Here is a 25,531-nt window from a genome sequence, read left to right on the forward strand (position 1 = left end):
ACACCCCACACCCCACACCCCACACCCCACACCCCAATTCATAATTCATAATTCATAATTCATAATTCATAATTCATAATTCCCACACCCCACTTGCGTCTAAGGTTAAACTTTAATTCCTAGTACCTGTGTATGGGTTCCCCGCGCTTGGGTGACACCGATGGTTCTTTCCGATGCTTCAATCATGGGACGACGCAAACTAACGACAATAAACTGCGCTTGTTGTGCTTGTTTTTGAATCATTTTGGCCAATTTCTCTACATTGGCCCCATCTAAAAACATATCCACTTCATCAAACGCATAAAAGGGAGAAGGACGATATCTTTGTAGGGAAAAAATAAAGCTTAAAGCGGTTAAAGATTTTTCACCTCCAGACATGGAACTTAATCGCTGTACGGGTTTTCCTTTGGGATGTGCCACCAGATTTAAGCCACCATTAAAGGGGTCATTTTCGTCTTCTAGTTGCAAGTAACCATCACCATCGGACAGGGTTGCAAATATATTCTTAAAGTTTTCGTTAACGGCAGTAAATGCTTCCTGAAAAGCATTAAATCTGAGGGTGGTAAAGTTTTCTATCCGTAAAAGTAGTTCGGTTCTTTCTCCCTCTAGAGTTTGCAGTTTTTCTGATAGTTCATCTAATCTCTCTTTGGTTTTTTGGTATTCTTCTAAAGCTAACATATTCACAGGTTCTAAAGCTTCTAATTTCTTTTGTAACTGCCGAATATCGCTTTGAATTTTCTCGAAATCCCGCTCACTTTCGGGAATTTCGGGCAAGGGATTGGGTAAGTCGCTTTCTAGTTGACTAATTTCTGTCTGTAAAGTGGTTAGTAATGCTTGTCTTTCCTCTTGATTGTTGACTAACTTTTCCGATTGCCAGATAGCCTGTTGTTGTTGGTTTTGTTGTTGTCGCAAAACTGTCTCTAACTGGTCTCTTTTTCGCTTGGTTTCCCCTAGTTGTCGGGATAATTGCTGTAAAGCTTGATTGATTTCTAAAATATTGTGATTAAGTTTTTCTATCTCCAGATTACCGATATTTCTCTGATTAACTGCATCGGTGATTATTTTCTCAATCTCAATAATTCTATCCCCATACTCTTGACTTTTTTCCTCTAGTCTGATCTGTTGACTTTGTAAATCTTTCAACTGTTCGCGGACTGTAGCGAGGTGATTTTCTTGGGTTTGTAACTCCAATTCTTGAGCGCGAATTATTCCCTGTACCTGTTGCCATTCGCTATGGGTATGATTGGCCTCTAAAGCAGTTAATTTCTCCTGTTCTTCCTGTAAAGATAACTCTAAATCAGGAATTTCTCTGGTTAATACTTCTAACCGTTGACGAGAAATAGTAATTTCCTCTTGCTGACCCGATAATTGACGGTTTAAATCCTCTTTTTCTGTGGTTAAACGTTGTAAATCCTTGCTTAATTGTTGTAGAGATAATTGATTTTCCCGATGACTTTGACGGGTTTCGGTTAACTGTTGGGTTAACTGACTGATAAGATTATTAACTTGAGTAATTTTTTCTTCGTTGCGGGTAAGAATGCGATCGATTTCTGCTAATCTTTCCCGTAGAGATTCCGCTTCACTAGACTCCTTGGCAGAAATTTTACCAAAACGCAGCCCCGATCGCGTCGGTTGGCTGCCTCCGGTCATAGCGCCAGTCATCTCTAATAACTCGCCATCCAAAGTAACGATGCGATATTGATTGATATAATAACGGGCAGAATCTATATCCTCGAAAACCACGGTACTGCCAAAAATATAGTTAAAAACCTCCCGATACTGGGGTTGAAACTTAACTAAATTCACCGCTAAATCCAGATAACCCCGCGCATGACGCAGAGAGGAAATATCCTGGGGACGGGGAGGACGAATTTTATTCAGGGGTAAAAAAGTGGCCCTACCGATGCGACGCTGTTTTAGTAAGGCAATTCCGGCAGCCGCGACGCTATCATCTTGGACGACTACATGACCTAAACGACCTCCGGCGGCGATTTCAAGAGCAATTTGATAACGTTCCTCTACTTCCCCCAATTGTGCCACTAATCCGCAGATTCCGGGCAAATCTGACTGTAATAATATTTGAGTGGCATAGGTTCCCTGGGCCTCCTGTTGCGCTTGTTTGGTCGCTTCCAGTTTATCTAATTCCCTCTGTTTGTCCCGTTGTTCTTTTAGCAGACGTTTTTGGGTGTCCTGACTGATAACGCGATTTTGTTCGGCAATGGTGAGTTTTTGGGCTAAATTTTGGATATCGGGTTCCGATTGATTAATTTTTTGTAATATTTCTTGACTTTCTTCTGTTTTTGTGCTAATGACTTGCTCTAATTCTTGCAGACGTTGACCAGCTTCTACTATATTAGTTTGCAATCGATCGCATCTTTCGGTCAATTGGGCCCGTTGGCTACGGTAGGGGTTTAATTGTTCCTGAAGACGGGTAATATTGCGGGAAAGGTCACTTTGTTCTTTTACCCAAGCTTCTGACGCTTCTGCGAGACTACTTGCTTGCAGACGATGGTTTTCTAGGGTTTCCCTTGCGGTTTGGGTTGTCAGTAGGAGATTGGGTAAAATTTCAGTTTCTAAACGGCTTTTTTGGGCAGTAATCTGATTTAATTCGAGATTATAGCGATTAATTTCCTCTAAAAGTCTGTTTTTCTGTGCCTGAGACTCTTTTTCAAGGTTTTCTAACTCTTTTTGTCGTTGTTGCTGTTGTTGTCGTTTGGCCTGTTGACTCGCTAATCGGGAAGTTAGGGACAGGTGTTCATCTTCCCCGAAAGCTTTAACCTGTTGATTGAGTTTCTCTAATTCTTGACTATTTTGGGCGATTTGTTCGGATAAATTGGCGATATTCTCGGTTAAAACCTGTTTTTCCCTTTCCCCAGCTTGAATTTGTCCTTGTACTTGCTGGCAGCGCTGCTGGAGATTTTGCCAATGCAGGACAATTTCCCATTGTTGTTTTTCTTGGACTTGGGCCTTGAGTTTTTGGTATTTTTCGGCTTTAATGCGATCGAGTGCTAATTTCTCCAGAGATTTTTGCAATTCTGTGGCAATAATTTGGCAGCGTTCTTCCCTTTCTTTAACCGAATCGATATTCTCCTTAGTTTTCTCAATTTTGCGGTCAAATTCGGCTACTCCTGCCAATTCGTCGATAATTTCCCGTCTTTCCTTGGCATTCATGCTGATAATTCGGGTTACGTCCCCCTGTAACACCACGTTATACCCTTCGGGATAGATGCGTAAACGGTTTAATTGGTCGTGAAGTTCGCTAACCGTACAGGTTTCCCCATTGATATAGTAGGTAGAAGTATAGCTGCCACCCTTAGCCACTTTTAAGCGTCGGGAAACCGTCCAATCCCTATCGGTTGCGTCGGGAATATCGCTAACATCAAAAGTCACCGAAACGCTCGCTTCGGTGCTATGACGTTGACTGTTATAGCTATGATTGACTAAATCCGGTAATCTTTCGGCCCGCATTCCCTTGGAAGTAGCTAATCCCAAGCAAAATAGCAATGCGTCAAGGATATTCGACTTTCCCGAACCATTTGGACCAGAAACCACCGTAAACCCCGGTAAAAAGGGTATAGGAGTCGTTCCCCCGAAGGATTTGAAGTGTGAGAGTTCGACCTTTTTGATGTAAACCATGGCGATAAGCAAAAAGTAGGCAAGCTATCAGCTGTCAGCTTGAATCGATAAGGGATAACTCCGGTTTATCCTTGACAATATCCTCAGACTTGACCGGAGATGAGTTTGATTAGTTGCGTAGTTGGAAAATTTTATGACAACACCCTTATAGAAAAATATAGCTGATAGTCCCCTTAGATGGCTTGAATCCATTCCTTGACTTGGTACTCTGTCCAGATGCCATTTTGCCAGTAGGGATCCGATTCGATTAATTCTCGCACTTCTGACTCGCTGGCTGCCTGATAAATTGCGAAAACTTGGCTTAAATCTGCCGTTGGTCCGATAGTAACGAGAATTCCCCGTTCTTTCTGTTGATTTAATCCCTCTAGATGTGCTTGACGATAGGGTGCGCGTTTTTCCAGCACGTTTTCACAATAACTACCCCAGACAACAAATTTCGGCATATTTGACCTGTACTCTCTTGATCTGTTGCTATTTTACGATCGAATCGTCAATCAGACTAAATCGCTCTAGAAAAGTGGCAAGTGGTAGGTTTTTCGGTTATCAGTCAACAGTCATCAGTGAACTGAACAGTCAAATCTGATAAGTAATAACTGCAATAGTTAATTTTTGTAAAAAGTAGTTGACAAATTGCCAGTGCTTTAAAGTGGGATTTATGTCACTTAACTTCTTGTTAACAGCCTAAACTTCTATGGTTACTGTTAAACTTATCCAATAGACTGGGGCTGTTAAGTCAAAGTTGCGATATTAAAGGAGGCAACGATATGAACGTAATTATCGAGTGGAATGACGTTTTTTTAGAAACTATTCGGAAAATTGGTGGCGGTCCGACACCGATTGCCCGGGCGGGGGCGATGTTACAGGTGGCGATGTTTAACGCCATTAATGCCCTTTCGGGGAATTTATACAGTCCCTATCCTAGCAATTTAAAGTTAAAGCCTGATCCCGGTACTTCTCCTGAAATAGCGGCGGTTTATGCAGCCCATCGTATTCTTAGCCGGATTTATGTCAATCTGACCATGACTTTTAATACTGCTTTGGATACATCCCTGCAAAGATTAAACGTGGTTAAGATGTCCGATGCCGATACCAAAGGTAAAACCTTTGGGCAGGCCGTGGCCGATTCCATTCTCACCCTGCGTCAGAATGACGGTTCTGACCAACCTCCCCTGTATAAACCGGGTAATCAGCCGGGGGATTGGCGACCGACAGGATCTGGGGATGCGGTTGCCCCCCAATGGCCGGACGTGACTCCCTTTGTCATGACTTCTGGTCGTCAATTTCGGGCGCCCTTTCCGGGTAACTATGCTAATAAAATCGACCTTCTCCGTAGTCCTGAATATGCGGCCCAGTTTAACGAAGTCAAACTGTTAGGGGCGGCCAATTCCTCTGCGCGTACTGCTGCACAGACTAGAATTGCCTTTTTCTGGGCGAATGATGTGGATGGAACCTATAAACCCCCCGGCCATCTGTTCCGCATTACCCAAATTGTTGCCCAACAAAGAAATTTATCTCTACTGGAAACAGCGCGTTTATTTGCTCTAGTGGGTTTAGTCATGGGTGATGCCGCTATTGTGGCGTGGGATGCTAAGTACCGGCTGCCGATTAATCTCTGGCGACCGGAAACAGCGATCCGTCTGGCCGATCAAGATGGTAATTTTTTAACCGAAGCTGATCCCAATTGGCAACCCCTATCAATTAATACCGCCGGTCAGCGTTTTAGTCCCGCTTTCCCTGCCTATGTTTCTGGTCATGCCACTTTTGGGGCGGCCCACGCTGGGATTATGCGTAATTTCTTTGGTACTGATAACGTCACTTTTACCGCCGACACGGACGATCCTAACGCCGAGGGGATTAAACGCACCTATAATAGTTTTAGTTCGGCGGCTTTGGAAAATGGTCGCAGCCGTGTTTATCTGGGGGTTCACTTTCAATGGGACGGTGACCACGGTTTCTGGTCGGGTACACAGTTGGCTGATTTTGTCTATGCCAAAGTTTTACAGAAAGTTTAGGTAGAGTAATCGATAAACTACGCCTACCCATTAGTTTGAGGTAGGCGTTTTTGGCTCTTCTAGGTTCTGTGTGATAAGTTTAATACCAATTCTCCAAAGTCTGACTACAGAAGTTTAATCCCCCTAAATCCCCCTTAAAAAGGGTGACTTAAATTCGATGTGTAGTTTTCATTTAGAGAAATGGTATAACTTATCATAGGATCGATCAATCTTTGTGTTCTTTGTGGCTCTGTGGTTGATCCCGAACCCTTCTGGGATAAAGATTTAACCGGACTAAACCAAGAGAGCCTATTTATTTTTGACTGCGAGCAAAAATTTCTTCAAACCAATTAATAGCTCGATTTCCTAAAGCTTCTAGGGAATATTTTTGCTCGACTACTGCACGACAAGAATATCGATCGATCCGGTCTAAATTTTTAATTCCTGTAACTAATCCCTCGATACTATCGGGTTCAACTAAAAAACCAGTTTTTCCATCTTCAATAATTTCTACCGGACCACCGCGACGATAGGCAACTACGGGAACACCACAGGCTAAAGCTTCAATAGCCACGTTACCAAAAGCCTCAACCCAGCGCGGGGTCATCAACAGGCCAAAACAGTCGCCTAGCTCTTTTTGTAGGCTCCCAGTGGGCAAAAACCCGCGATAATCGACTAAATCGAAACTATAGGTATCCTGTAAATTTTGCCAGTAGAGAGGATCGGAAATATGACCGAAAACGCGTAAAGGCACACCCAACCGTTGACAAGCGGCGATCGCATCTTCTAAAGCTTTTTCCGGGGCAATCCGTCCCACCCAGGCTAGACAGGGGGAGGGAGCGGCCCGAAACTGATACAAAGATACGTCTAAACCATTAGCCAAACAGCGATAGGGGGGAGATATTGAGAAAGTTGCTGCTTGGGTGACGGTGTGAAAAGCGAGTAAATGGGGAAAATTGCTGTAGGTTTTTTCAATAATATGATCCATCGCCAAAGAAACGGAAGCCATGCTGACTAAATGGGCGACGGGAGTGGCAAAAAAAGGAGTGAGATAAAAAGGGAGCCAATCGTAGGCAAAATTGACAATTAAATCGTACTGACTTTGTACTTGTTGAGCGTAGTGCCACATATTAGCCAAAACGGCATTTTCCGGCATTAAAATCGGGGCTTCCCGGCCCTGACTTTGGGCGGAAATCTGGGCATTGCCCGCTATCGTGATCAAGGGTATATCCTGCAATTGCGAGGCCTCTGGAGCCACTACCCGCACCAGATAGCCTTGCCTGGTCAGAGTGCGAGCGAGATTATAAAGAGTTAATTCTACGCCACCGCCGCCCCCCGATCCCAAAAATCCCACGGGGGTGGAGATAAATAACAGTTTTCGACTCAATTTTGCACCTCAGTTGGGTGTAGTTTCGGTGAAGGTCGGTGTGGTGTCGGTGAAGGAAGTATCCTGTACATCGTCATCTTCTGGTTCACCAGTAGTTTCTAGGGGAGCAATATCTAAACGGGGAGCTAATTGCAGATTTAACTGTCTAATTGCCCAGCGTGCTGTTTCTTGCACTTCCTCATCGGGATCATCGAGGGCATGACAAATTAATTGACTGATCTGAGACATGACATCGTAGAGTCTGGTTAAATCCCGAATAGCATTTTTCCGCACCTGGGGATTTTTATCCTGGAGAGAGATAGCCAAAGCTTGGTTCATCGGACGCAGGGAGCGGGTACAGATTTGGGCGAGGGCTTCTAGGGTTAAACTGCGTTCGTAGGAATCCCCATCCACCATGCTATCGACTAAAGGCTGCATTGCCCTAGAATCGGACATCTGTGCCAGTTTCCAAACCGCCCTTCTACGGGTACGGGGATCGTCATCGCGGAGACTTTCAATTAAACTCAGGATTAAGTCTGCGTTCGGGATGCGGGAGGTAGCTTGTACGGGCAAAGAAGACGCGAAATCATCCTCCCAATTGTCATTAATCTCACTGCTGGTTTTGGTGTCCGCACCGAAGGAATTGCCATTGCCCTCAAAAAATTTGTTGAGTGGGTTTTTAGGATTGACGTAAGTGGTTTTTTTGCGGCGTTTTGAGGCTTTGTTCTTGGGACGGTATTGAAAGAAAAGCGATAGTAAAGCTGCCAATAAAGCGATGGATAACAGGGCCGAGCCAGCAATTAATGGTATTGACAAATTCTCATTTTTGGCGGCAGTGTTGGCAACCGTGCCGGTTTGACCTAGATACTTCTGCGTATCAGCGATCGCATTTTGAGCAGAGGTATCGTTCGGACGTTGTGCCAGAGCTTGTTGAAATTTTTCCAGGGCGAGTTGGTAATTTTTTTGGGCTGTGGCTTCGTAACCAGCTTTCATCAACTGATCGTAAGTGGCGACAGTCTGGGGTTGCTCTAACCTAGGTGGAGTTTGAGCGTTAGCCTTGGGTACAGCCTGAAAATCATGACCCCAACTGCTGACACTGATAGCTAACAACAATAGGAAATTGGGTTTTATCATAGAGTTGATGTGATAGTTTAGGGGGGGGAGGGTAAAAGTATGATAGCCTAAAAGCCATAAATCAAAAGCACTCAACTCCAGATATTAAGTCATGGACGCTGGTGATTGGGGAAAACCCTCCGGTGAGCGTGGGGCGAATAGTAGGGCTGTTTAGCGCTCAGGGATTATCTGTGAAAAACTGGCTTAATTAGGGTTTGCTGAATAAATCTAAAAACCTTGTTGGATAAGGCTTTTAGACTTTTTTGACCTCAAAAAGTGCCGACCATTGGAGGGATCGGGGGTAAAATTCAGGTACTTTACACCCCACACCCCACATCCCACACCCTGCCCCCACGAAAAACTTTTTCAGCAGCCCCTAATTAAGCTTGCACAGGAGTTTTGCGCCATGTTCGACCCTGAATAGTCGTGTGGAATTGCCAATTAGCTACAGTTTCTGGATAATCGCCCCGATAGTGACCGCCTCGGCTTTCTGCTCGTAATAAGGCACTTTCCAGAATTAAGTCGGCGATATCTAGAAGATTTAATGTCTCGATCGCTATTCTTATTTCTAACTGCACCGAAGGACACAAAAATAATTGTCCTTTGTCGGGGAGAAGATTCTGGAGAAATTGGCCCATCTTTAAGGATTGTAACTGTTGTTTCCACTGTTGCACCCGTAGGATAGCAATTTCTAACTCATTTTGAAATCGGCAAATTCCCGCATTTTCCCACATTAAAATCGGTAATTCTTTCCGTACTTTTTGCCAGTCTTCCTGTTCTTCCTGCCAGTTTTCCGCAATTTCTAAGGGTTTTTCTGGTCTTTCCCCACGAAAGTTTTCTGGCTCTAGACCTATTTCAACTAAACTTGCCGCAAAGACAATACATTCCAAGAGAGAATTACTGGCTAAACGATTGGCTCCATGAACACCTGTACTAGCGGCTTCGCCGATCGCATACAAACCGGGTAGAGAAGTGCGGGCGTTTAAATCGGTGGCCACCCCCCCCATCCAATAGTGAGCGGCGGGGGCGACGGGAATCACATCTTCAAACACATTAATGCCCCATTTTTGACAGATGCGGATAATATTGGGGAAACGATAACGCAGACGCTCCGGTTCGATCGGTCTTAAATCTAGATATACTTTGGCATGGGCGGGATCGTCGGAGGTTTTTTGCAAATGGCTAAAAATCGCCCGACTGACCACATCCCGGGGGGCTAATTCTCCGGCCGGATGATAATCGAAGGCAAAACGCCGCCCCTGGGCATCAATTAAATGCGCTCCTTCGCCGCGCACCGCTTCACTAATTAAAAACCGCGGCGCCCCCGGCACAGTTAAGGCGGTGGGGTGAAACTGAAAAAATTCTGGGTCGCGAATCACTGCCCCAGCACGCCAAGCCAGGGCGACTCCATCCCCGGTGCTAACGGCGGGATTGGTAGTTTGGGCGTAGACTTGACCGCCGCCTCCCGTAGCCAGAATGACTGCTTGCGCTCGCAGCCAACAGAGATGATCTTGATGGAGTAAACAAATACCTTGACAGCGTTGCCTTTCCGGGTCAAGCCAGAGTTTCAGCGCAATCGCTTGGGGAATAATGGTAATATTGGAGCGCTCGGTCACTTTTTCCATTAGGGTACTGATGATCGCTCTCCCAGTGCGATCGGCTGCGTGTAGCACCCTGGCCCTGGAATGGGCAGCCTCAAGAGTGCGGGCTAAGTCGTCTCCAGAGCGATCAAAACTAACTCCTAACCGCAGCAAATCAGCGATCGCTTGGGGGGCCTTCTCAACTAAAAACTGGACGGCATAGCGATCACATAAGCCCGCTCCGGCCTTCAGGGTATCTTCTAAATGGAAAACGGGGGAATCTGCCGGGGACGTGGCCGCCGCAATCCCTCCCTGCGCCCAATCACTAGCCCCGGTTTTTAAATCTTCTTTGGTAATTAAACCCACCTTTAAGTTAGGGGGTAAACACAGTGCGGCATACAATCCCGCCGCTCCCGATCCCACCACTAAAACATCTTGATAACTCGGCAGTTGCGAGGAAACGACCATGTAGGAGTTAATTGATAAATTCTATTTATTCTAGCATTCCATTTCTCTATAGCTCTGGCAAAAATCCCCGGTCTTTCCCTTGGGGCAGTATGCCAGATTCTTTACTTTTGCCTCTTGCCTTCAGAAGCTAATCACTGAAAAAGGTGAGCGATCGCTCACCTAGAAATTTTTTTAAAACCGCAATTAACTGGATTTAGTAAACTCCGGGGTTAAAACGGTCATCACCCTCGATAAATTCTTTAGAAGGCTCAGTAACGGTGAATTTCTCCAGATTAGCCTGTAAACGCTCTTTTTGAGTGGCCGAGAGTCCGGGGATATTGAGGACATCTTCCACTTCTTGGTAGGGGGCGTTTTTGATGATTTTACCAGCTAAATTGGGATAGAACCCTCTCAAGTCCCGGAAATCGCGAATATCACTGTTATTGAGGTCGATTTTCGCCCCAAATTCTGTAGTTAGTTTAGCATCAGCCGCATTTAAAACCGCCACAGGAAGAGAGGGAAGGGCGATCGAGGTGAGATTGAGAGCTTGAGCGGGAACTTTACCCCAAAAACTCCCGATAATCAAGGCAATTACCGCCAGCAGACGAACAAGATTCTTCATTGCAGTTGTGGTCTCCTAAAACCAAGGCAAATTAACGATCAGGACAAGAAATGAAGCCGTCAGCCTTCAGCTTTCCGACTAGGCATAGGGTGGGGAATTGGGACTTACCACCGCAGCTGACCTATTAGCTGAACGCTGATAGCTAGTTAAAAAAGTTATATCATGCCATTAGACCGGATCTTAACCTAGTTTGCCGCCCTAGGGGAAGGGTTTTGAGGGTTGGGGGATGGGGTTTTAGGGTTTTAGGGGTTTTAGGGTTTTGCGGTTTTGGGGTTTTTATACAAAGAACAAGTTGGTTAGGACAATCTAAATCGCTAAAACCCTTTTCTGGCAAAGACTTTCCTGCTGCCATCTGGCGGCTGCTACAGTTGAATTTCCCTATTTCCCTATCTCCCCACTTCCCCCATTTCCTCATTCCCCTATCCCCTAACCCAATTATTATAAATCCCTAAAATTATCAATGACGAACAGCACTCCTATGGCATCATAAACTGTTGCTTGTCTTGAAATACATAATAAGGAAGACACAATTATGGCTCTCCAATTGGGTGATATCGTTCCAGATTTTACACAAGATTCTAGTGAAGGTCCGATTTCTTTTCACCAGTGGGTAGGAGATAGCTGGGTGGTGCTGTTCTCGCACCCGGCTGATTATACCCCCGTTTGTACCACGGAATTAGGTACGGTGGCTAGTCTTAAGTCAGAATTTGAGCGACGTAATGTGAAAGTTATCGCTTTGAGTGTCGATAGTGCCGAATCCCATCGGGGTTGGATTAATGACATCAACGAAACTCAAAACACTACCGTTAACTATCCGATTATCGCCGATGGCGATCGCAAAGTGTCGGATCTCTACGGCATGATTCACCCCAATTCCCTCAATAATCTGACGGTACGTTCGGTGTTTATCATCGATCCCAACAAAAAATTACGTTTAACCATTACCTATCCTGCCAGCACGGGGCGCAATTTTAACGAGATCCTGCGCGTGATCGACTCCCTGCAGCTCACCGATAACTATCAAGTGGCTACCCCCGCTAACTGGACCGACGGCGGCGATTGTGTGGTGGTTCCCTCTATTCCCACTGAAGAAGCTCGTAGCAAATTCCCCAAAGGAGTTGAAGAAATCAAACCCTATCTACGCATGACTCCCCAACCTAATAAGTAGGGTTTGCTAATCGGTGAACCATATCCTGGAAAACTGACAATCCAAAAACCAAGAAATCGTCAGGGAGGGTTAGCCATCCGTTTTAACGGATGCTACCCCTGGCAACAGGGGATTTATCTCCCCATATCATTTATTGGTTTGATTGTCAATAGATTTTTTCATAGTTTCCCTAGATGTGTTACCGGCAGTAGTGCCGAAAAGCAATTTCTTGGCTGGGTTAAAGACAATTCATCGACATCTATCTTAACCATAAGTTAAATTAATATTTAATAAAAATCGGCTCAAGACGAAAAAAACGATTAACATTATAGCTCCAAATGCTTAGTAGTGGTTAGTTTAGCTAGATTGTAGATCGATGAAATTATCTAGAGATCGAGCAAGGAGCGTCAAGAATTCTGGGTTAGATATATAAGTAAATTTTATTTTAAGTTTATTTAAGACTGTCATTACTAATGCAAGGCTGAGTCGGGGAGATTTTCCCGTAGTATCAAAAATGAAACTCGCTCCAATCGTTCACTCTGAGGACGGGCGAGAGGCAATTATAGAGACTGCCGCTTTCACTAGCATTTAATTAAGAGGAACAACCGATGCCAACTTATAAAGTCACCCTGAAAACACCCGATGGCGAGAGTAAAACAATTGAGGTTCCCGATGATGAGTACATTCTCGATATAGCTGAAGAAGCAGGACTGGACTTACCCTATTCCTGCCGTGCGGGAGCTTGCTCCACCTGTGCAGGTAAAATTGAATCTGGTACTGTCGATCAATCCGATCAATCCTTCTTAGATGACGATCAAATTGAAGCGGGTTATGTCCTCACCTGCGTCGCCTATCCCACCTCTGACTGTGTGATCCTCACCCACCAGGAAGAAGACGCTTTGAAGTAATCTTCAAGATTATCAGAAAATTCCCGTTAAAGCCATGGCTTTAACGGGAGTTATTTTATGGCTCAAAAATTTTTTTCCCTAAACACTTGTGGGTTTTAGCTAAGGGTGCTATGATTGTTAATCGTGGAATTAATGGGTCGGTGCCCGAGTGGTTAATGGGGGCGGACTGTAAATCCGTTGGCTACGCCTACGCTGGTTCGAATCCGGCCCGGCCCACCACGATCAATGCCCGTGTAGCTCAGTGGTAGAGCACACCCTTGGTAAGGGTGAGGTCATGAGTTCAATCCTCATCACGGGCTTTCTCTTTGCTTCTCATTCTCAATAAACCGTTGAAGGATGAGATTAAGTAGGGCTTGCTGAATAAATCTAAAAACCTTGTTGGATAATATTTTTAGGCTTTTTTGAAATCAAAAAGTACCGGCCATTGGAGGGATCGGGGGGGAAATTTAGGGACTTTTTCCCTGAAAATTAGGTAATTGACCCCCTGAAAATGGGTAAAACCCTACACCCTACACCCCACACCCCACACCCTACCTCCACCGAAAAACTTTTTGCCGCAAACCCTAAGTAAGTCTTCAGCACTATGGCGTTAACATAAGTTCTCTTCTAGGGCAATTAGTCCTCGATCGCCTAAAATAGTCAAAATTAACTTATTTGTTGGCTCATGTCTCCCCTCGACAACATCGCTAAACTGTCTCACCTCACCCGCAGAGATGTTCAGAAAAATTGGTTTATCGCTACAGCAGCGGGAAAACCAATTCAACCCGTCACCCTCAATGAAAAACAATACATTATTTGGCCGGCCGGCAGACAAATCCAATATCTAACTCAAAAAATTATTGTCCCCGAACATTTAGCCGGTTATCCTTTAGCGGGAATGGAACTGAGATTAATCTTAACTTGGTGGGCGGAAGATGTCAAAATTTATGTTAATAATCAATTTATCCAAGCAGGAGACCTCTTTGATTCTTCCACCCGCATTTTACTTTCCAACTCGGTCTCTATCGGTCAAGAAATTCTTGTTACTCTCCGTTTAGTCAGTCCCAATCATGATATTGGTGGTTTGATGAAATCAGAGTTAATCTATGAATATAGCCAAGCTATCGATCCTAGTTTTGTTGCTGATGAATTAACCATCCTCCATAATTATCTACAAACTTTTTATCCTGAAAACTTAGCAGCTTTTACCGCTACTCTCGATAATATTGACTGGGATAATGTCACCAACAAAGATAAATTTAATCGCTCCCTAGAATCAATTCGTCAATCCCTACAACCCCTCGCTCAACCTCTCAAAGAACGCAGTTTTAATCTTCTCGGCCACGCACATTTAGATCTGGCTTGGTTGTGGCCGTTGGCAGAAACTTGGCAAGTAGCAAAAAACACTTTTATCTCGGTTTTAAACCTGCAAAAAGATTTTCCTGCCCTCATATTTGGTCATTCTAGCCCCCTAATTTACGAATGGATAGAAAAACATCATCCTGACCTATTTCAAGCAATTCTAGAGGCATATAAAGGGCAATCTTGGGAACTTTTGGGCGGGATGTGGGTAGAACCAGAAGTCAATTTAATCTCTGGGGAATCCCTATTTCGACAGCTGCTTTATGGACAAAAATATTTTCAAGAAAAATTTGGGCAAATCACTAAAACTGCTTGGCTGCCGGATACCTTTGGTTTTCCCTACCAATTGCCGCAAATTCTTAAATCTTTTGGCATCAAATATTTTATAACCGGGAAACTCCATTGGAATGATACGACTAAATTTCCCCACGGTTTTTTCTGGTGGCAATCTCCCGATGGCAGTAAAATTCTTTCCCTCATGTCTCCTCCCAATGTTGCCGGAGTTATGGATACTAACCCAATTATTATGACCGATCATGCTCTCAATTGGGAACGGCAAACCGGCTTAAAAGATATTTTTTGGCTGCCCGGTGTTGGCGACCATGGCGGCGGTCCGACTCGTGATATGTTAGAGGTGGCCCAACGTTGGCAAAAATCTCCTTTTTTCCCCCAGTTAAAATTTAGCCAAGCAACAACCTATCTGGACAGTCTGGAGACAAGTAATCTCCCTATCTGGGATGATGAATTATATCTAGAATTCCATCGGGGTTGTTATACTACCCACGCCGACCAAAAGGCTTATAATCGTTACTGTGAAATCCTCTTGTATCAAGGGGAATTATGGTCTTCTCTGGCTAATATTTTACTAGAGATTCCCTATCCGAAAGTCGAGATAGAATCCGCATGGAAAAAGGTTTTATTAAATCAGTTTCATGATATACTGCCGGGTACTTCGATCCCCGAAGTATTTAGGGATGCTAATCAGTTATGGCGGCAAGTTATCAGCACAGTTGAAGCAATTTTAGATCAAGCTTTACAGGCAATTGCTAATCAAATTAATTTGCCTAATCCCCCCCATCCCCAAGCAAAGCCTTTTCTAGTTTTTAATTCTCTTAACTGGGAAAGAACCCAGGTTATCTCTTTAGCTATAGAATCTGTCAATTGTTCGGTTTATGACTTGAATAATTGTCTTTGTCTTTCGCAATTATCCCACGACAATCAGCTATTATTTCTCGCTGAAAATATTCCTTCTGTGGGTTATAAGTTATTTTGGTTAGTTGCCAATCAGCAAGCAACGGAGCAAAATTTAACCAACTGCCAATTTATTTTAGATAATGGACTGCTTAAAGTTACTATTAACTCGGAAACGGGGGATATAGATAGTATATTCGATATAATTAATCAAAGAGAAATCCTGCAAGCTGCTGGTAATCAATTACAGGCATTTAAAGATCAAGGACAATATTGGGACGCTTGGAATATCGATCCGAATTATCAACAATATACCTTACCTAAAACAGTATTAAAATCGATCGAATGCTTAGAATGTGGCCCTTTACGCTGGCAGATTCGCGTGATCAGAAGTTTAGCTGATTCGGAATTTTGTCAAGATTATATCTTAGAAAAAGATTCTCCTATTCTCCAGATTAAAACTATTGTTAATTGGCAGCAAGAACATACTTTAGTAAAAACCGCTTTTCCTCTCACCCTCAACAGCGATTTTACCACCTATGAAATTGCCTGTGGTGCGATCGAGCGTTCCCACGAACCAGAATCGCCAAAATGGGAAGTTTACGCCCATAAATGGGCGGATTTAACCGATACAGAGGCAAACTATGGGGTAAGTCTTTTAAATAATAATAAATATGGCTATGATGCTACTAACCAGCAACTGCGATTAACTCTGTTGAGAAGTCCCCGATGGCCAGATCCCGAGGCGGATCTGGGAAACCAAGAATTTACCTATGCAATATATCCCCATCAAGGTAACTGGAAAACGGCGAAAACTGTCCATCACGCTTGGCAGTTAAACTTACCTGTCACCGTTGTTTTTATTAATAATTCTTCTCAATCAAACTGGTTGCCACCCGTGGCACAATGGTTAAAATTCTCGGCAGATAACTTAATTTTAATGAGTTTCAAACAAAGTGAAACAGCCGCTCGGGGTTGGGTAATGCGCGTTTATGAATGTCAGGGAGAAAACGCTGTTATTGATTGGCAAAATCAATTACAATTAACAATAAAAGAATCGATCGATGGTTTAGAAAGAGCGATCGATCCCGTTGAGCAACTTTCTCCTTGGCAGATAGCCACATGGTTATTAAAGAATTAATCTTCGTGATCTTCAAAAGGATCGCTTAATTCTGCTGCCGGCGGTCCAAAAGCGGTATAAAGAGCTAAAGCGGTAATTCCTACCAAAGCGGCAGCGATCGAAACACCCAAAATTGTTGCAGTTTCCATAAAATAAAATTTGCTTAGATACAGTCTGTATCTTATCTTAACAAAATATAACCGATCTCGCAGCCGATAACGATCGCTAATCTGGCCGGTTGCATTGCTGTTATCTCATGCCCGATAATGCTGAAAGGATCGAGTAAATAGCGATCAAACTAAACCAGAAAAATTATTATGAAGAAACTCCTACAGGGACTAGAAAAGTTCCAGAGTGGTTATTTTGATGAACATCGGCAATTATTTGAGCAACTCTCCCACGGACAAAAACCGAGAATCCTGTTTATCACCTGTTCCGATTCCAGGATCGATCCTAACCTAATTACCCAAGCGGAGGTGGGGGAATTATTCGTAATTCGTAATGCGGGAAATATAATCCCTCCCTACGGAGCAACCAATGGTGGTGAAGGTGCATCTATAGAATATGCTATCAACGCTCTCGGCATCGAGCAAGTGATTATCTGCGGTCACTCCCATTGTGGAGCGATGAAAGGTTTGTTAAAATTGCAGAGTCTGGCCGATGAAATGCCTTTAGTTTACGATTGGTTAAAACAAGCAGAAGCTACTCGACGTTTAGTTAAGGATAATTACAAAGAATTAGAAGGAGAAGAACTGATCGAGGTGACAGTAGCAGAAAATGTTCTCAATCAGTTAAGTAATTTGCAAAGCTATCCAATTATTCGTTCCCGATTACATCAGGGTAAATTATCCCTACACGGTTGGATTTTTCGGATTGAAACTGGCGAAATTTTAGCCTACGATCCCATCCTACACGATTTTGTCGCTCCCCATAGTAAAATTACCCATCCCGAACCAGAAGACAATTTACCCTCTAGTCGTCATCTTCCCAATAGTCATCCCTTCAAGATTTCTGAGGATTATATCAGGACTAATGCGGAGGTAAAAAAAGCGACTCCTGCGGTTAATACTGTGGCCAAAAAGAATGGCTCCTCAACCCAAAAACCGGGCTATACTTATTTAGAACCCTCCCAAGCTGATCGCATTTATCGCGGTTCGAGAAGTTAATTAGGGATTACAGAAATTCTCTAGAGATGTGCCTATTAACGTCTCTAGAGTGGCAATTAAACGATAACTGCTATACTCCTCTATGGCTTCCCCAAAAGATTTTATTAGTCCCGTCAATTCCGAGCAAGAGTTAGTCTATCCTTTTCGGAACTATCTTAACTATCTGCACGCAAAATACTCTGATTTACAGACGGGTAAGATCGCCGATTATATTCCTGAATTAGCCCTAGCAGCTCCAGAATGGTTTGGTATTTCTGTAATTAGCACTGACGGTCAGATTTTTGAGGTGGGAGACTGTCAGCAAACCTTTACAGTACAATCAATTTCTAAAGCTTTTGTCTTTGGATTAGCTCTAGAAGATCACGGAAGAGAATACGTTAATAGTAAAGTCGGGGTTGAACCCACCGGAGAAGCTTTTAACTCGATTATTCTCGATGAAAAAACCAATCGTCCCTATAATCCTATGGTTAATGCTGGTGCGATCGCTACCACGGATTTAATCACCGGACAGAATGCCACCGAAAGGCTAAAACGTATTTTAGAAATGTTTAAACGCTATACCGGCAGGGATCACGAGATTAATGTCCCCGTTTTTCTCTCGGAAAAATCCACCGGCAATCGCAATCGGGCCATGGCCTATCTAATGCTAAATTTTGGCATGGTTAGCGATAAAATTGAAGAAACCCTCGATCTTTACTGTCAACAATGCGCCATTCTCGTCCATGCTCACGATTTAGCCCTGATGGCTGCTACCTTAGCTAATGGGGGTGTCAACCCAATCACAGGAATACGGGCGATCGATGAACACTACGTTCAAGATGTGATCAGTGTTATGCTTACCTGTGGAATGTACGACGCTTCAGGAGAATGGGCCTATCGGGTAGGATTACCAGCAAAAAGCGGTGTCGGGGGCGGAATTACGGCAGTAGTTCCCCATCAGTTGGGAATTGGGACTTTTTCGCCCCTTTTAGATGAAAAAGGCAACAGCATCAGAGGAGTGAAAATTTGTCAAGATATTTCAGAGGATTTTGGTTTACATTTATTCAATGTGGCTAAACCAGAACGAGATTTAAAAACGTGGCTTGAAGGCAATAGTTGATCCCACACCCCACACCCCACACCCCACACCCCACACCCCACACCCCACACCCCACACCCTGCCCCCAGGAAAAACTTTTTGCCGCAAACCCTACTTAACTGTCCCCGACAAGAGCGCCTAACGGCCCTGGGAAATTAATTTGGCCAGAGGTCTGTGGAAAAAAATGTCATAAACCTCTTGACAAAAGCAGCGGATTGTGTGTAATATAAATATTGTGTGAGGAGTATAAGTTCAGCATAAGAAGAACCTTTGGGGTCGAAACACGGCAAGACTCCCAGAGGTTCTTCTTTTTCACTCCCTTATTGGCTCAAAGTCAGCAATAAAATCAGGTGTTTCCCGATCGCTATTTTTTCTCAATTTATCCCTTCTAGGTCTGTTTGGCTCTTCTAGGTTCTGTGTGATAAGTTTAACTTACTCTATGATCGATCAATCTTTGTGTCCTTTGTGTCTTTGTGGTTCCTTCCACTCGCTCGCCAGCAGGAATGTATCTTAGAATACATTTTGCCCACCAAACCTAAGAGAGCCTCTGTTTTTCTTTACCAAGAGCAACAGTCCAAAATTTTGCCGAAGAAACTGCACAAGAGAAGTGTAATTGCTCGTAAAATTGGGAATTAAGTACAAGGGCAATCCTATGGCAGATAAAAATAACGGTAACGGTGGCTTATTCCTCGTCGGGGTTTTAGTGGGCAGTGCGATCGGAGTAGCGGCGGGTTTATTAGTAGCGCCGAGATCTGGAAAAGAAACCCGTCGAATTCTGCAAAAATCCGCCAGGGCTTTGCCTGAATTAGCCGAAGATCTGACCACGACGATGCAATTGCAGGCCGATCGCCTATCGGAATCGGCCCGACGTAATTGGGATGATACTTTAATGAGATTAAAAGAGGCGGTGACAGCCGGAATCGAAGCTAGTCAAAGTCTAGCCACGGACAATCCTTTCCCCGACTCGCAAGAATCCCCCGAAGGCGATAATCAACACTCGAATCACTACTAAATGACCGAACCTATTTTCTGGCTAGGATGTTCTTTACTGCTAGTCGCCGTTAGTTTAACGGCGGTTTTCATCGCCGCTTTGCCTGCCCTGCAAGAGTTAGCCCGGGCAGCCCGCAGTGCCGAAAAATTATTCGATACCCTCCATCGGGAATTCCCCCCGACTCTAGAAGCAATTCGCCTGACAGGGGCGGAAATCAGCGAATTAACCGACAATATCGATGAAGGGGTTAAAAGTACCCGCCAAGTTGTCCAAGGAGTCGATCGCAGTCTCGGTAGTGCTAAAGCTGGTCTTAGCAAGCTCGATCGTGGCAGCCGTCGCCTCTTGATCGGTTTTAAAGTCGCTTGGAATACTTGGAAACGCAGTTAAGGAGATGGGGAATTATGAATTATGAATTATGAATTATGAATTGGGAAATGGGGGAGTGGGGAGATAGGAGAATTTCAACTAATACCCCAAAACCCTAAAACCCCAACTCCCTAAAACCCCAACTCTCAACTCCTAACCCCACCAACAAACTTTTTCAGCAAACCCTAAATATTTGTAAACTTTTTCGCCTAAGTTACCTTTCTGTGGTAAGCAAATCTTTACTGCTCCGATTTGGGGGTTTCTTGGGAGGTGTCATCGTTGTTGGTTTTGGGTTCTTGTCCTTTAAAAGTAGGGATAAATCGCGACAAAACTTCAAAAAGCTGATTAAAGGTCGTTTGATTGATTTTACCCGTCAAGAGCAATAACACAAAGACAATAAAAGCAAAGATAACAATAATTGTCAAAACGCTGGTAATATGCTTTGAATCTGGCACAAAATGGGCAAACACCGCAACTATACAAGCAACCACAGCGAAAACCAGCAACAAAGCGAGACTAGGTTTCAGGAGATTGGGAGTTTCTGGCGTTTTGGGACTCATAGGGCGATTTTCTCGGATTTTGCGGCTACGTTCCTCCCTTTCGTCGAGACATCTTTCTCTTTCTGTCTTAGGTTCCACCCCTTCTAAGATATCGCGGATATTATATTTGCCGCGCAAACCGGGGAGAATTGCCTCCACGCTGCCTTGGCGATCGAGTTCTATCAGATGGAGATAATCGACGGGAACTTCTACCCCGGTGGGTTTTTCCCCTTGCAATTCTCGAATCACTAACCTTTCCTGTACGGCTAAATTAGGGATAGTATCGTGAATTTTGTCAAAATCTGTCTTAATAATAGCTAAAAGCGCACTAGCACGGGAACCCTGGGCTTTTATGCTGATGTAGTTATCTTCCTCGTCGGCACGCACCAAAGCTCTATTAAGATCCATTGTCAGAACCACACCACTACGCCAACGCATGGTTTTATAGATCATCTGGTGATTACGGACGATAAAGCGGGAAATAATGCTACCGGGCAGGATATCATAACGGTACTGGAAGTGTAAAGGTGCGTTTTCGTAGATATCCACATCCGGTTCATCGATGGGTAGAAGATCGGTGATTAGATAGCGATCGGGACTGTAACCATCAAGGGGAAAACAGAGTTCAAATTTTCCCATCAAATCCATCAAAAATCGGCGTTTATTTTCGGGATAACGTTGGTTTTTTTTGAGAATATCTTGCAGATCTGGCAGTGAAAGAATGCCCTTTTTTTGCACCATCAAATCGTGATTATTGAGAATATCATAAACACCGCTAGTTACCCATTCTGGGTTCAGGACATTGGTTTCATTCAGTCGCGGATCATCTTGGTAGTTGAGGACAATACCGAGATCGTGGAGAAAATGCACTAAACTTTTTTGATCGCTGGCCTCTTTAATCTTGGCTTTCTGACACATTTCCTGATACTTTTCGTAGGAAATAAAGTCATAACTCTTTTGCATCGCTTCTAGTTGAGTTTTGATGTGAAACCAACTATTAGGCAATAAATCTTTGATATGGGGAATAGCATCGATTTGAGAGGCGATTTCCTGCACAAGTTCCTCGATTCCCGCACCGGTTTTACAGGAAGTGGCGATTAGCTTGGTGATTTGGGGATATTTTTTCTGGAGGGTGCGGATCTTAACTTGGGGGGGATGTTCATCGGCACAATTACCCACGATAATCACGGGAGAATTGCCTCCGTAGGTTTCAATGAGTTTTAACCAGTATTCCAGACGGTTTTGCTGTTCATTTTTGCGGTTGTCGAGGACAAGCAGATAAAGACTGCGTTTAGTCAGAAAAAACTGATGGGTGGTTTGCATCACTTTCTGACCGCCAAAATCCCAGATATTGAGGCGAATATCGGGTTTTTGGGGCAGTTGCCACTTTTCAATATTAATGCCGGGGGTCTTGGGTTCTCCGGAATTAAAGGTATTGTGCAGTAACCGCTTTAACAGGGAAGTTTTCCCCACATCCCCCTCCCCCACCAATAAAACTTTAAGCTCATTAAGAGGGCGTTTAGCTTTATCCTTGAGATAACTAAAAATCGCCTGCGGGTTGCCATTACTCGATATTGTTTCACCCCATCCCTGACGAATAATTTCCGGGGGAACGTTGGTAATCGGGTTATTTTCGAGGACTAATCGCTTCAGGTTGACTAGGTGAGCGAGTGCTTCTGGAATCTCCCTGATTTGGTTATAGCTGAGAAAGAGGATTTGCAGGGAGGTGAGGTGAGCGAGCGCTTCTGGAATCTCCCTGATTTGGTTATCGCTGAGGTCGAGGATTTGCAGGGAGGTGAGGTGAGTGAGTGCTTCTGGTATCTCGCTGATTTGGTTATCGCTGAGGTTGAGGATTTGCAGGGAGGTGAGTTGAGCGAGCGCTTCTGGAATCTCCCTGATTTGGTTATAGCTGAGATAGAGGTATTGCAGGGAGGTGAGTTGAGCGAGCGCTTCTGGAATCTCGCTGATTTGGTTAATGCTGAGGTCGAGTTCTTGCAGGGAGGTGAGGTGAGCGAGCGCTTCTGGTATCTCGCTGATTTGGTTATTGTTGAGGTTGAGGACTTGCAGGGAGGTGAGGTGAGGAATTTCGGGGGGAATTTCTGTTAAGTTTTTGTTGGACAGATCTAACATCCACGCTCTTTCGTCCTTTGCCCGTTGAATTAACTCTAATACTTCCTGTGCTGTCATTGACTATCCCCCCGCTACCATATTTACTCCATTTTGGCAAAAGATCCAGTTAATGCCACTGGTTGAGACCTCATCAGCTTGAGTTGAGTTTCTGGAGAGTGAACTGAAAACTCGCATCTGATGACCGATAAGGGACTTGCGTGGGAATAATATCCTAGCCAGAAAATCGCTCTGTAGAAGAATCAGGCCGGCCAGATGGCATATTATCAAAGCGCAAGTCCCTTAGCTGCGGGGACTCTCAAAGGCTCTCCCCCTACTTAGGGTGATCAGCAAACCTGGGCGATCGGAGGGCGCAGGTTCCTTGCGCCCCTACAGTAACGGATTTTGTCCACAATGTAGGGGCGAACTGCGTTCGCCCAAAAGGTACATTAATGTAGGGGCGAACTGCGTTCGCCCAAAAGGTACATTAATGTAGGGGCGAACTGCGTTCGCCCAAAAGGTACATTATCAAAGCGCAAGTCCCTAACTGGGTGACTAAAGTTGAGAATTCCCTTAAGATAAAGTAAATAAGTGTAAAGAAACTGAAAGTTAGCCTACACCCTTGCTGAAAAAATTCTCATTGTCTAGAAGTGCTATGCTCAATCGTTTTTGCCGAGGAATCTCGATCGCTCTTGTAATTGGTGTCATTAGCTGTCTGGGTTGGATTATCTGCCCGGATCAAGCTCTAGCGGTGAATAATCCCGAATTACTGCCCAATCAAGCCACTCCGATCGTTGATTTAGCCAATTATCTACCCGCAAAACAGGAAGAGGCATTAATCCGAGATATCGAGACATTTCAAGGGGAAACCGGCTGGAAAATGCGAGTTTTAACCCAATATGACCGCAGCCCCGGCCGGGCAGTGATTAATTTCTGGGGATTGGATGATAAAAGTATTCTCCTAGTGGCCGATGGTCGCGGCGGTAATCTACTATCTTTTAGTATTGGTGATGCCGTCTATGAATTTTTACCCCGCACTTTTTGGATCGAATTACAGGCCCGTTTCGGTAATATGTATTTTGTCCGGGAAAATGGCGAAAATAACGCGATCGTACAATCCTTGGACACGGTAAAAGGCTGTTTAGTTAAAGGTGGTTGTGCGGTAGTCCCCGGTTTACCGAAGGAACAGTGGATTTTAACTTTAATTACCTCAATTGTCGGCGGTTTAGTCTTCGGTTTTGCCGGTATTCCTCGCAAAGAAGGACAGGTTTTCGCTTGGCAATGGGTTTTAATTGTCTCTCCCCTCTGGTTTATCCTCTTTGTTGCTTTTGGCATCGGACCGGTGGTTACTCGCACCAGTGAATTACTGCCCCTTTTCCGCAATTTAATCGGTTTTGCCCTCGGGGTTTTAGTCGCCTATCTTTCCCCTCGTTTTAATTCCCTCAACGCCTCAAAAACCTAAGAATTAGGGGCTTGTCAGTGATCAGTGATCAGTAAACAGAAAGTAGCGAAGTTTTTACCTATAACTGATACCAAATCCAGTTATTAAGTTGTTGGTTATAATTAAATTAAAAATGAATTTTAGGTTCGATCCCCCCTTCCCCCCTTGATCCCCCCTTAATCCCCCCTTGATAAGGGGGGTGCCGATCCCCCCTTCCCCCCTTGATCCCCCCTTCCCCCCTTGATAAGGGGGGTGCCGATCCCCCCTTGATAAGGGGGGTGCCGATCCCCCCTTCCCCCCTTGATAAGGGGGGCATCTGATAATTTTTAACGCCTACCTAGTTAAAAACTGATTATTTATTCCCTTTTGCCTTTTGCCTTTTGCCTCTCCTCATAACTAGCCTGTACTCAACGGATTTAGTATGATAGCTGACGGCAGCCCCTCATGGTTCGATCGATCTAGCTCTGTTACAATTAGAAACATTGTGGAGTGAGTGAGATAACGTTTATGTGGGTCAATACTCAAAGTGAGATTATTAGTAAGGTTTTGCCGCCAGCAGTACGTCTGTTCTTAAGAACACAAGTAGAACAGATAGAAGATTTAGAAATGCAGCTGCAAGGTCATGATCGGCAAATTTTGCGCGGTTATATCCCCGGGGTATTTTTAGCCGTAGGAAGAGCGATTTATCAAGGTTTACATTTAGGTAAAGCGCAATTAAGAGGGGAAAATATTCGTCTTAATATCGGGCAGGTTTTGCGAGGGAAACCCCTAAAAATTTTGGAACCTATTCGGGTTAGCGGTGAAGTGGAAATTAACGAGCAGGATTTAAATAATTCGATCGCCTCGACTATTTTAATTAATGCTTTTGCCGATTTACTAATTTTTTCCCTAGAAAATAACGGAGTTGTTAACGCCAGAGAAATTATCTCACAACAGCGTTTTAACTGGAAAAATGTTCTCTTAAATCAGGGTTATTTCTCTCTTCTCGGCCATAGAGAAACAGGTGCAGAAGTAATTTTTAGCGCTGATATTACCTTAAAAGATGCCCGCACTTTAGGGATTAGTCCCCGACAATGGCAAGGTTTAGCCCCAGATTTATCTATTGATTTGCAACCTTTTACCGTCGATTTAGGCAAAGATGTGGAGATTAAATCTTTTATTCTCGACGATCAAACTCTTTTCTGTCAGGGAAGTTTTTTGATTTTACCTTAAAAATAAACGGGATGATTCCGGTGGGTTAACTTAGTTTAACCCACCTAATTAGGGCTTGCTGAATAAAGGTGAAATGTAGGCAAGGTAAGGGTTTTGTGGCTTTTCTCGCGAAACAGGTGCAAGATTTTGAGAGAATCGTGCTTCAAAACCTTGCGTCTTCATCGGCCCGC

The 25,531-nt window shown here is 44.1% G+C and carries 18 protein-coding genes and 2 tRNA genes; 12 read left to right on the forward strand and 8 right to left on the reverse strand.

Translation table 11 applies throughout. The features are described 5' to 3' along the window. Positions 1–105: 105 nt before the first annotated feature. Together smc and LW728_RS16965 are read right to left on the reverse strand one after the other, a co-directional pair. Positions 106–3,636 (reverse strand): chromosome segregation protein SMC, encoded by a 3,531-nt coding sequence (gene smc, locus LW728_RS16960; RefSeq protein ID WP_287767366.1) that lies wholly within the window; start codon positions 3,634–3,636, stop codon positions 106–108. 173 nt (positions 3,637–3,809) lie between these two features. Beyond that, complete coding sequence (locus LW728_RS16965; protein ID WP_002775909.1) at positions 3,810–4,079, reverse strand: YciI family protein; 270 nt, start codon at positions 4,077–4,079, stop codon at positions 3,810–3,812. Positions 4,080–4,400: 321 nt separating this feature from the next. Between LW728_RS16965 and LW728_RS16970 the strand changes: the two genes are divergently transcribed. Further along, positions 4,401–5,648 (forward strand): vanadium-dependent haloperoxidase, encoded by a 1,248-nt coding sequence (locus LW728_RS16970; protein ID WP_287666076.1) that lies wholly within the window; start codon positions 4,401–4,403, stop codon positions 5,646–5,648. Positions 5,649–5,940: 292 nt separating this feature from the next. On the opposite strand, the gene LW728_RS16975 is transcribed toward LW728_RS16970, so the two are convergent. The 4 genes from LW728_RS16975 to psbU form a co-directional block, all read right to left on the reverse strand. Beyond that, complete coding sequence (locus LW728_RS16975) at positions 5,941–7,014, reverse strand: glycosyltransferase family 4 protein (protein ID WP_287767367.1); 1,074 nt, start codon at positions 7,012–7,014, stop codon at positions 5,941–5,943. Positions 7,015–7,023: 9 nt separating this feature from the next. Continuing rightward, on the reverse strand, positions 7,024–8,127 hold the full coding sequence (locus LW728_RS16980; protein ID WP_002800173.1) for a HEAT repeat domain-containing protein: 1,104 nt from the start codon (positions 8,125–8,127) through the stop codon (positions 7,024–7,026). A 359-nt stretch (positions 8,128–8,486) separates the two neighbouring features. Continuing rightward, positions 8,487–10,154 (reverse strand): L-aspartate oxidase, encoded by a 1,668-nt coding sequence (nadB, locus tag LW728_RS16985; RefSeq protein WP_002800175.1) that lies wholly within the window; start codon positions 10,152–10,154, stop codon positions 8,487–8,489. A gap of 193 nt (positions 10,155–10,347) precedes the next feature. Further along, positions 10,348–10,755 carry a photosystem II complex extrinsic protein PsbU gene (gene psbU / locus LW728_RS16990; protein WP_002761160.1) on the reverse strand — a complete coding sequence of 136 codons (408 nt, stop codon included), beginning with the start codon at positions 10,753–10,755 and terminating at the stop codon, positions 10,348–10,350. A 532-nt stretch (positions 10,756–11,287) separates the two neighbouring features. On the opposite strand from psbU, the gene LW728_RS16995 reads away from it, so the two are divergent. The 5 genes from LW728_RS16995 to LW728_RS17015 all read left to right on the forward strand — a co-directional run bounded on the left by LW728_RS16995 (position 11,288) and on the right by LW728_RS17015 (position 16,483). Continuing rightward, positions 11,288–11,923 (forward strand): peroxiredoxin, encoded by a 636-nt coding sequence (locus LW728_RS16995; protein ID WP_002761158.1) that lies wholly within the window; start codon positions 11,288–11,290, stop codon positions 11,921–11,923. Between the two features lie 587 nt (positions 11,924–12,510). After that, entirely contained in the window at positions 12,511–12,810 is a 300-nt protein-coding gene (locus LW728_RS17000; RefSeq protein WP_287767368.1) for a ferredoxin, read from the forward strand. Positions 12,811–12,944: 134 nt separating this feature from the next. Beyond that, a tRNA-Tyr gene (locus tag LW728_RS17005) sits at positions 12,945–13,029 on the forward strand. An 8-nt stretch (positions 13,030–13,037) separates the two neighbouring features. Continuing rightward, positions 13,038–13,109: transfer RNA gene (locus LW728_RS17010), tRNA-Thr, on the forward strand. A gap of 365 nt (positions 13,110–13,474) precedes the next feature. Continuing rightward, the gene (locus LW728_RS17015; protein WP_287767370.1) at positions 13,475–16,483 is read left to right on the forward strand and encodes an alpha-mannosidase; all 3,009 of its coding nucleotides are present in this window, start codon (positions 13,475–13,477) and stop codon (positions 16,481–16,483) included. Here the strand turns inward: LW728_RS17015 and psbN are convergent. Then, positions 16,480–16,611 carry a photosystem II reaction center protein PsbN gene (gene psbN, locus LW728_RS17020; RefSeq protein WP_002736132.1) on the reverse strand — a complete coding sequence of 44 codons (132 nt, stop codon included), beginning with the start codon at positions 16,609–16,611 and terminating at the stop codon, positions 16,480–16,482. The genes LW728_RS17015 and psbN overlap by 4 nt on opposite strands. 168 nt (positions 16,612–16,779) lie before the next feature. Here psbN and LW728_RS17025 point away from each other — a divergent pair, with 168 nt between their 5' ends. The 4 genes from LW728_RS17025 to LW728_RS17040 all read left to right on the forward strand — a co-directional run bounded on the left by LW728_RS17025 (position 16,780) and on the right by LW728_RS17040 (position 20,084). Next, on the forward strand, positions 16,780–17,628 hold the full coding sequence (locus LW728_RS17025; RefSeq protein WP_194016907.1) for a carbonic anhydrase: 849 nt from the start codon (positions 16,780–16,782) through the stop codon (positions 17,626–17,628). Positions 17,629–17,710: 82 nt separating this feature from the next. Continuing rightward, entirely contained in the window at positions 17,711–18,727 is a 1,017-nt protein-coding gene (glsA, locus tag LW728_RS17030; RefSeq protein WP_287767373.1) for a glutaminase A, read from the forward strand. Positions 18,728–19,358: 631 nt separating this feature from the next. Then, on the forward strand, positions 19,359–19,718 hold the full coding sequence (locus LW728_RS17035; RefSeq protein ID WP_287664626.1) for a YtxH domain-containing protein: 360 nt from the start codon (positions 19,359–19,361) through the stop codon (positions 19,716–19,718). After that, positions 19,719–20,084 (forward strand): hypothetical protein, encoded by a 366-nt coding sequence (locus tag LW728_RS17040; protein WP_002735843.1) that lies wholly within the window; start codon positions 19,719–19,721, stop codon positions 20,082–20,084. It abuts the gene before it with no gap. 218 nt (positions 20,085–20,302) lie between these two features. Here LW728_RS17040 and LW728_RS17045 read toward each other — a convergent pair whose 3' ends face one another. Next, positions 20,303–22,789 (reverse strand): COR domain-containing protein, encoded by a 2,487-nt coding sequence (locus LW728_RS17045; RefSeq protein ID WP_287767375.1) that lies wholly within the window; start codon positions 22,787–22,789, stop codon positions 20,303–20,305. A gap of 574 nt (positions 22,790–23,363) precedes the next feature. On the opposite strand from LW728_RS17045, the gene LW728_RS17050 reads away from it, so the two are divergent. Together LW728_RS17050 and LW728_RS17055 are read left to right on the forward strand one after the other, a co-directional pair. Continuing rightward, positions 23,364–24,170, forward strand: a complete 807-nt coding sequence (locus LW728_RS17050; protein WP_002775882.1) for a TPM domain-containing protein — start codon at positions 23,364–23,366, stop codon at positions 24,168–24,170. 486 nt (positions 24,171–24,656) lie between these two features. Beyond that, positions 24,657–25,361, forward strand: coding sequence for an LmeA family phospholipid-binding protein (locus LW728_RS17055; RefSeq protein ID WP_287767377.1), 705 nt, complete (start codon positions 24,657–24,659; stop codon positions 25,359–25,361). Positions 25,362–25,531 lie beyond the last annotated feature (170 nt).

Source organism: Microcystis sp. 49638_E5 (assembly GCF_021300285.1).
Classification (GTDB): domain Bacteria; phylum Cyanobacteriota; class Cyanobacteriia; order Cyanobacteriales; family Microcystaceae; genus Microcystis; species Microcystis aeruginosa_C.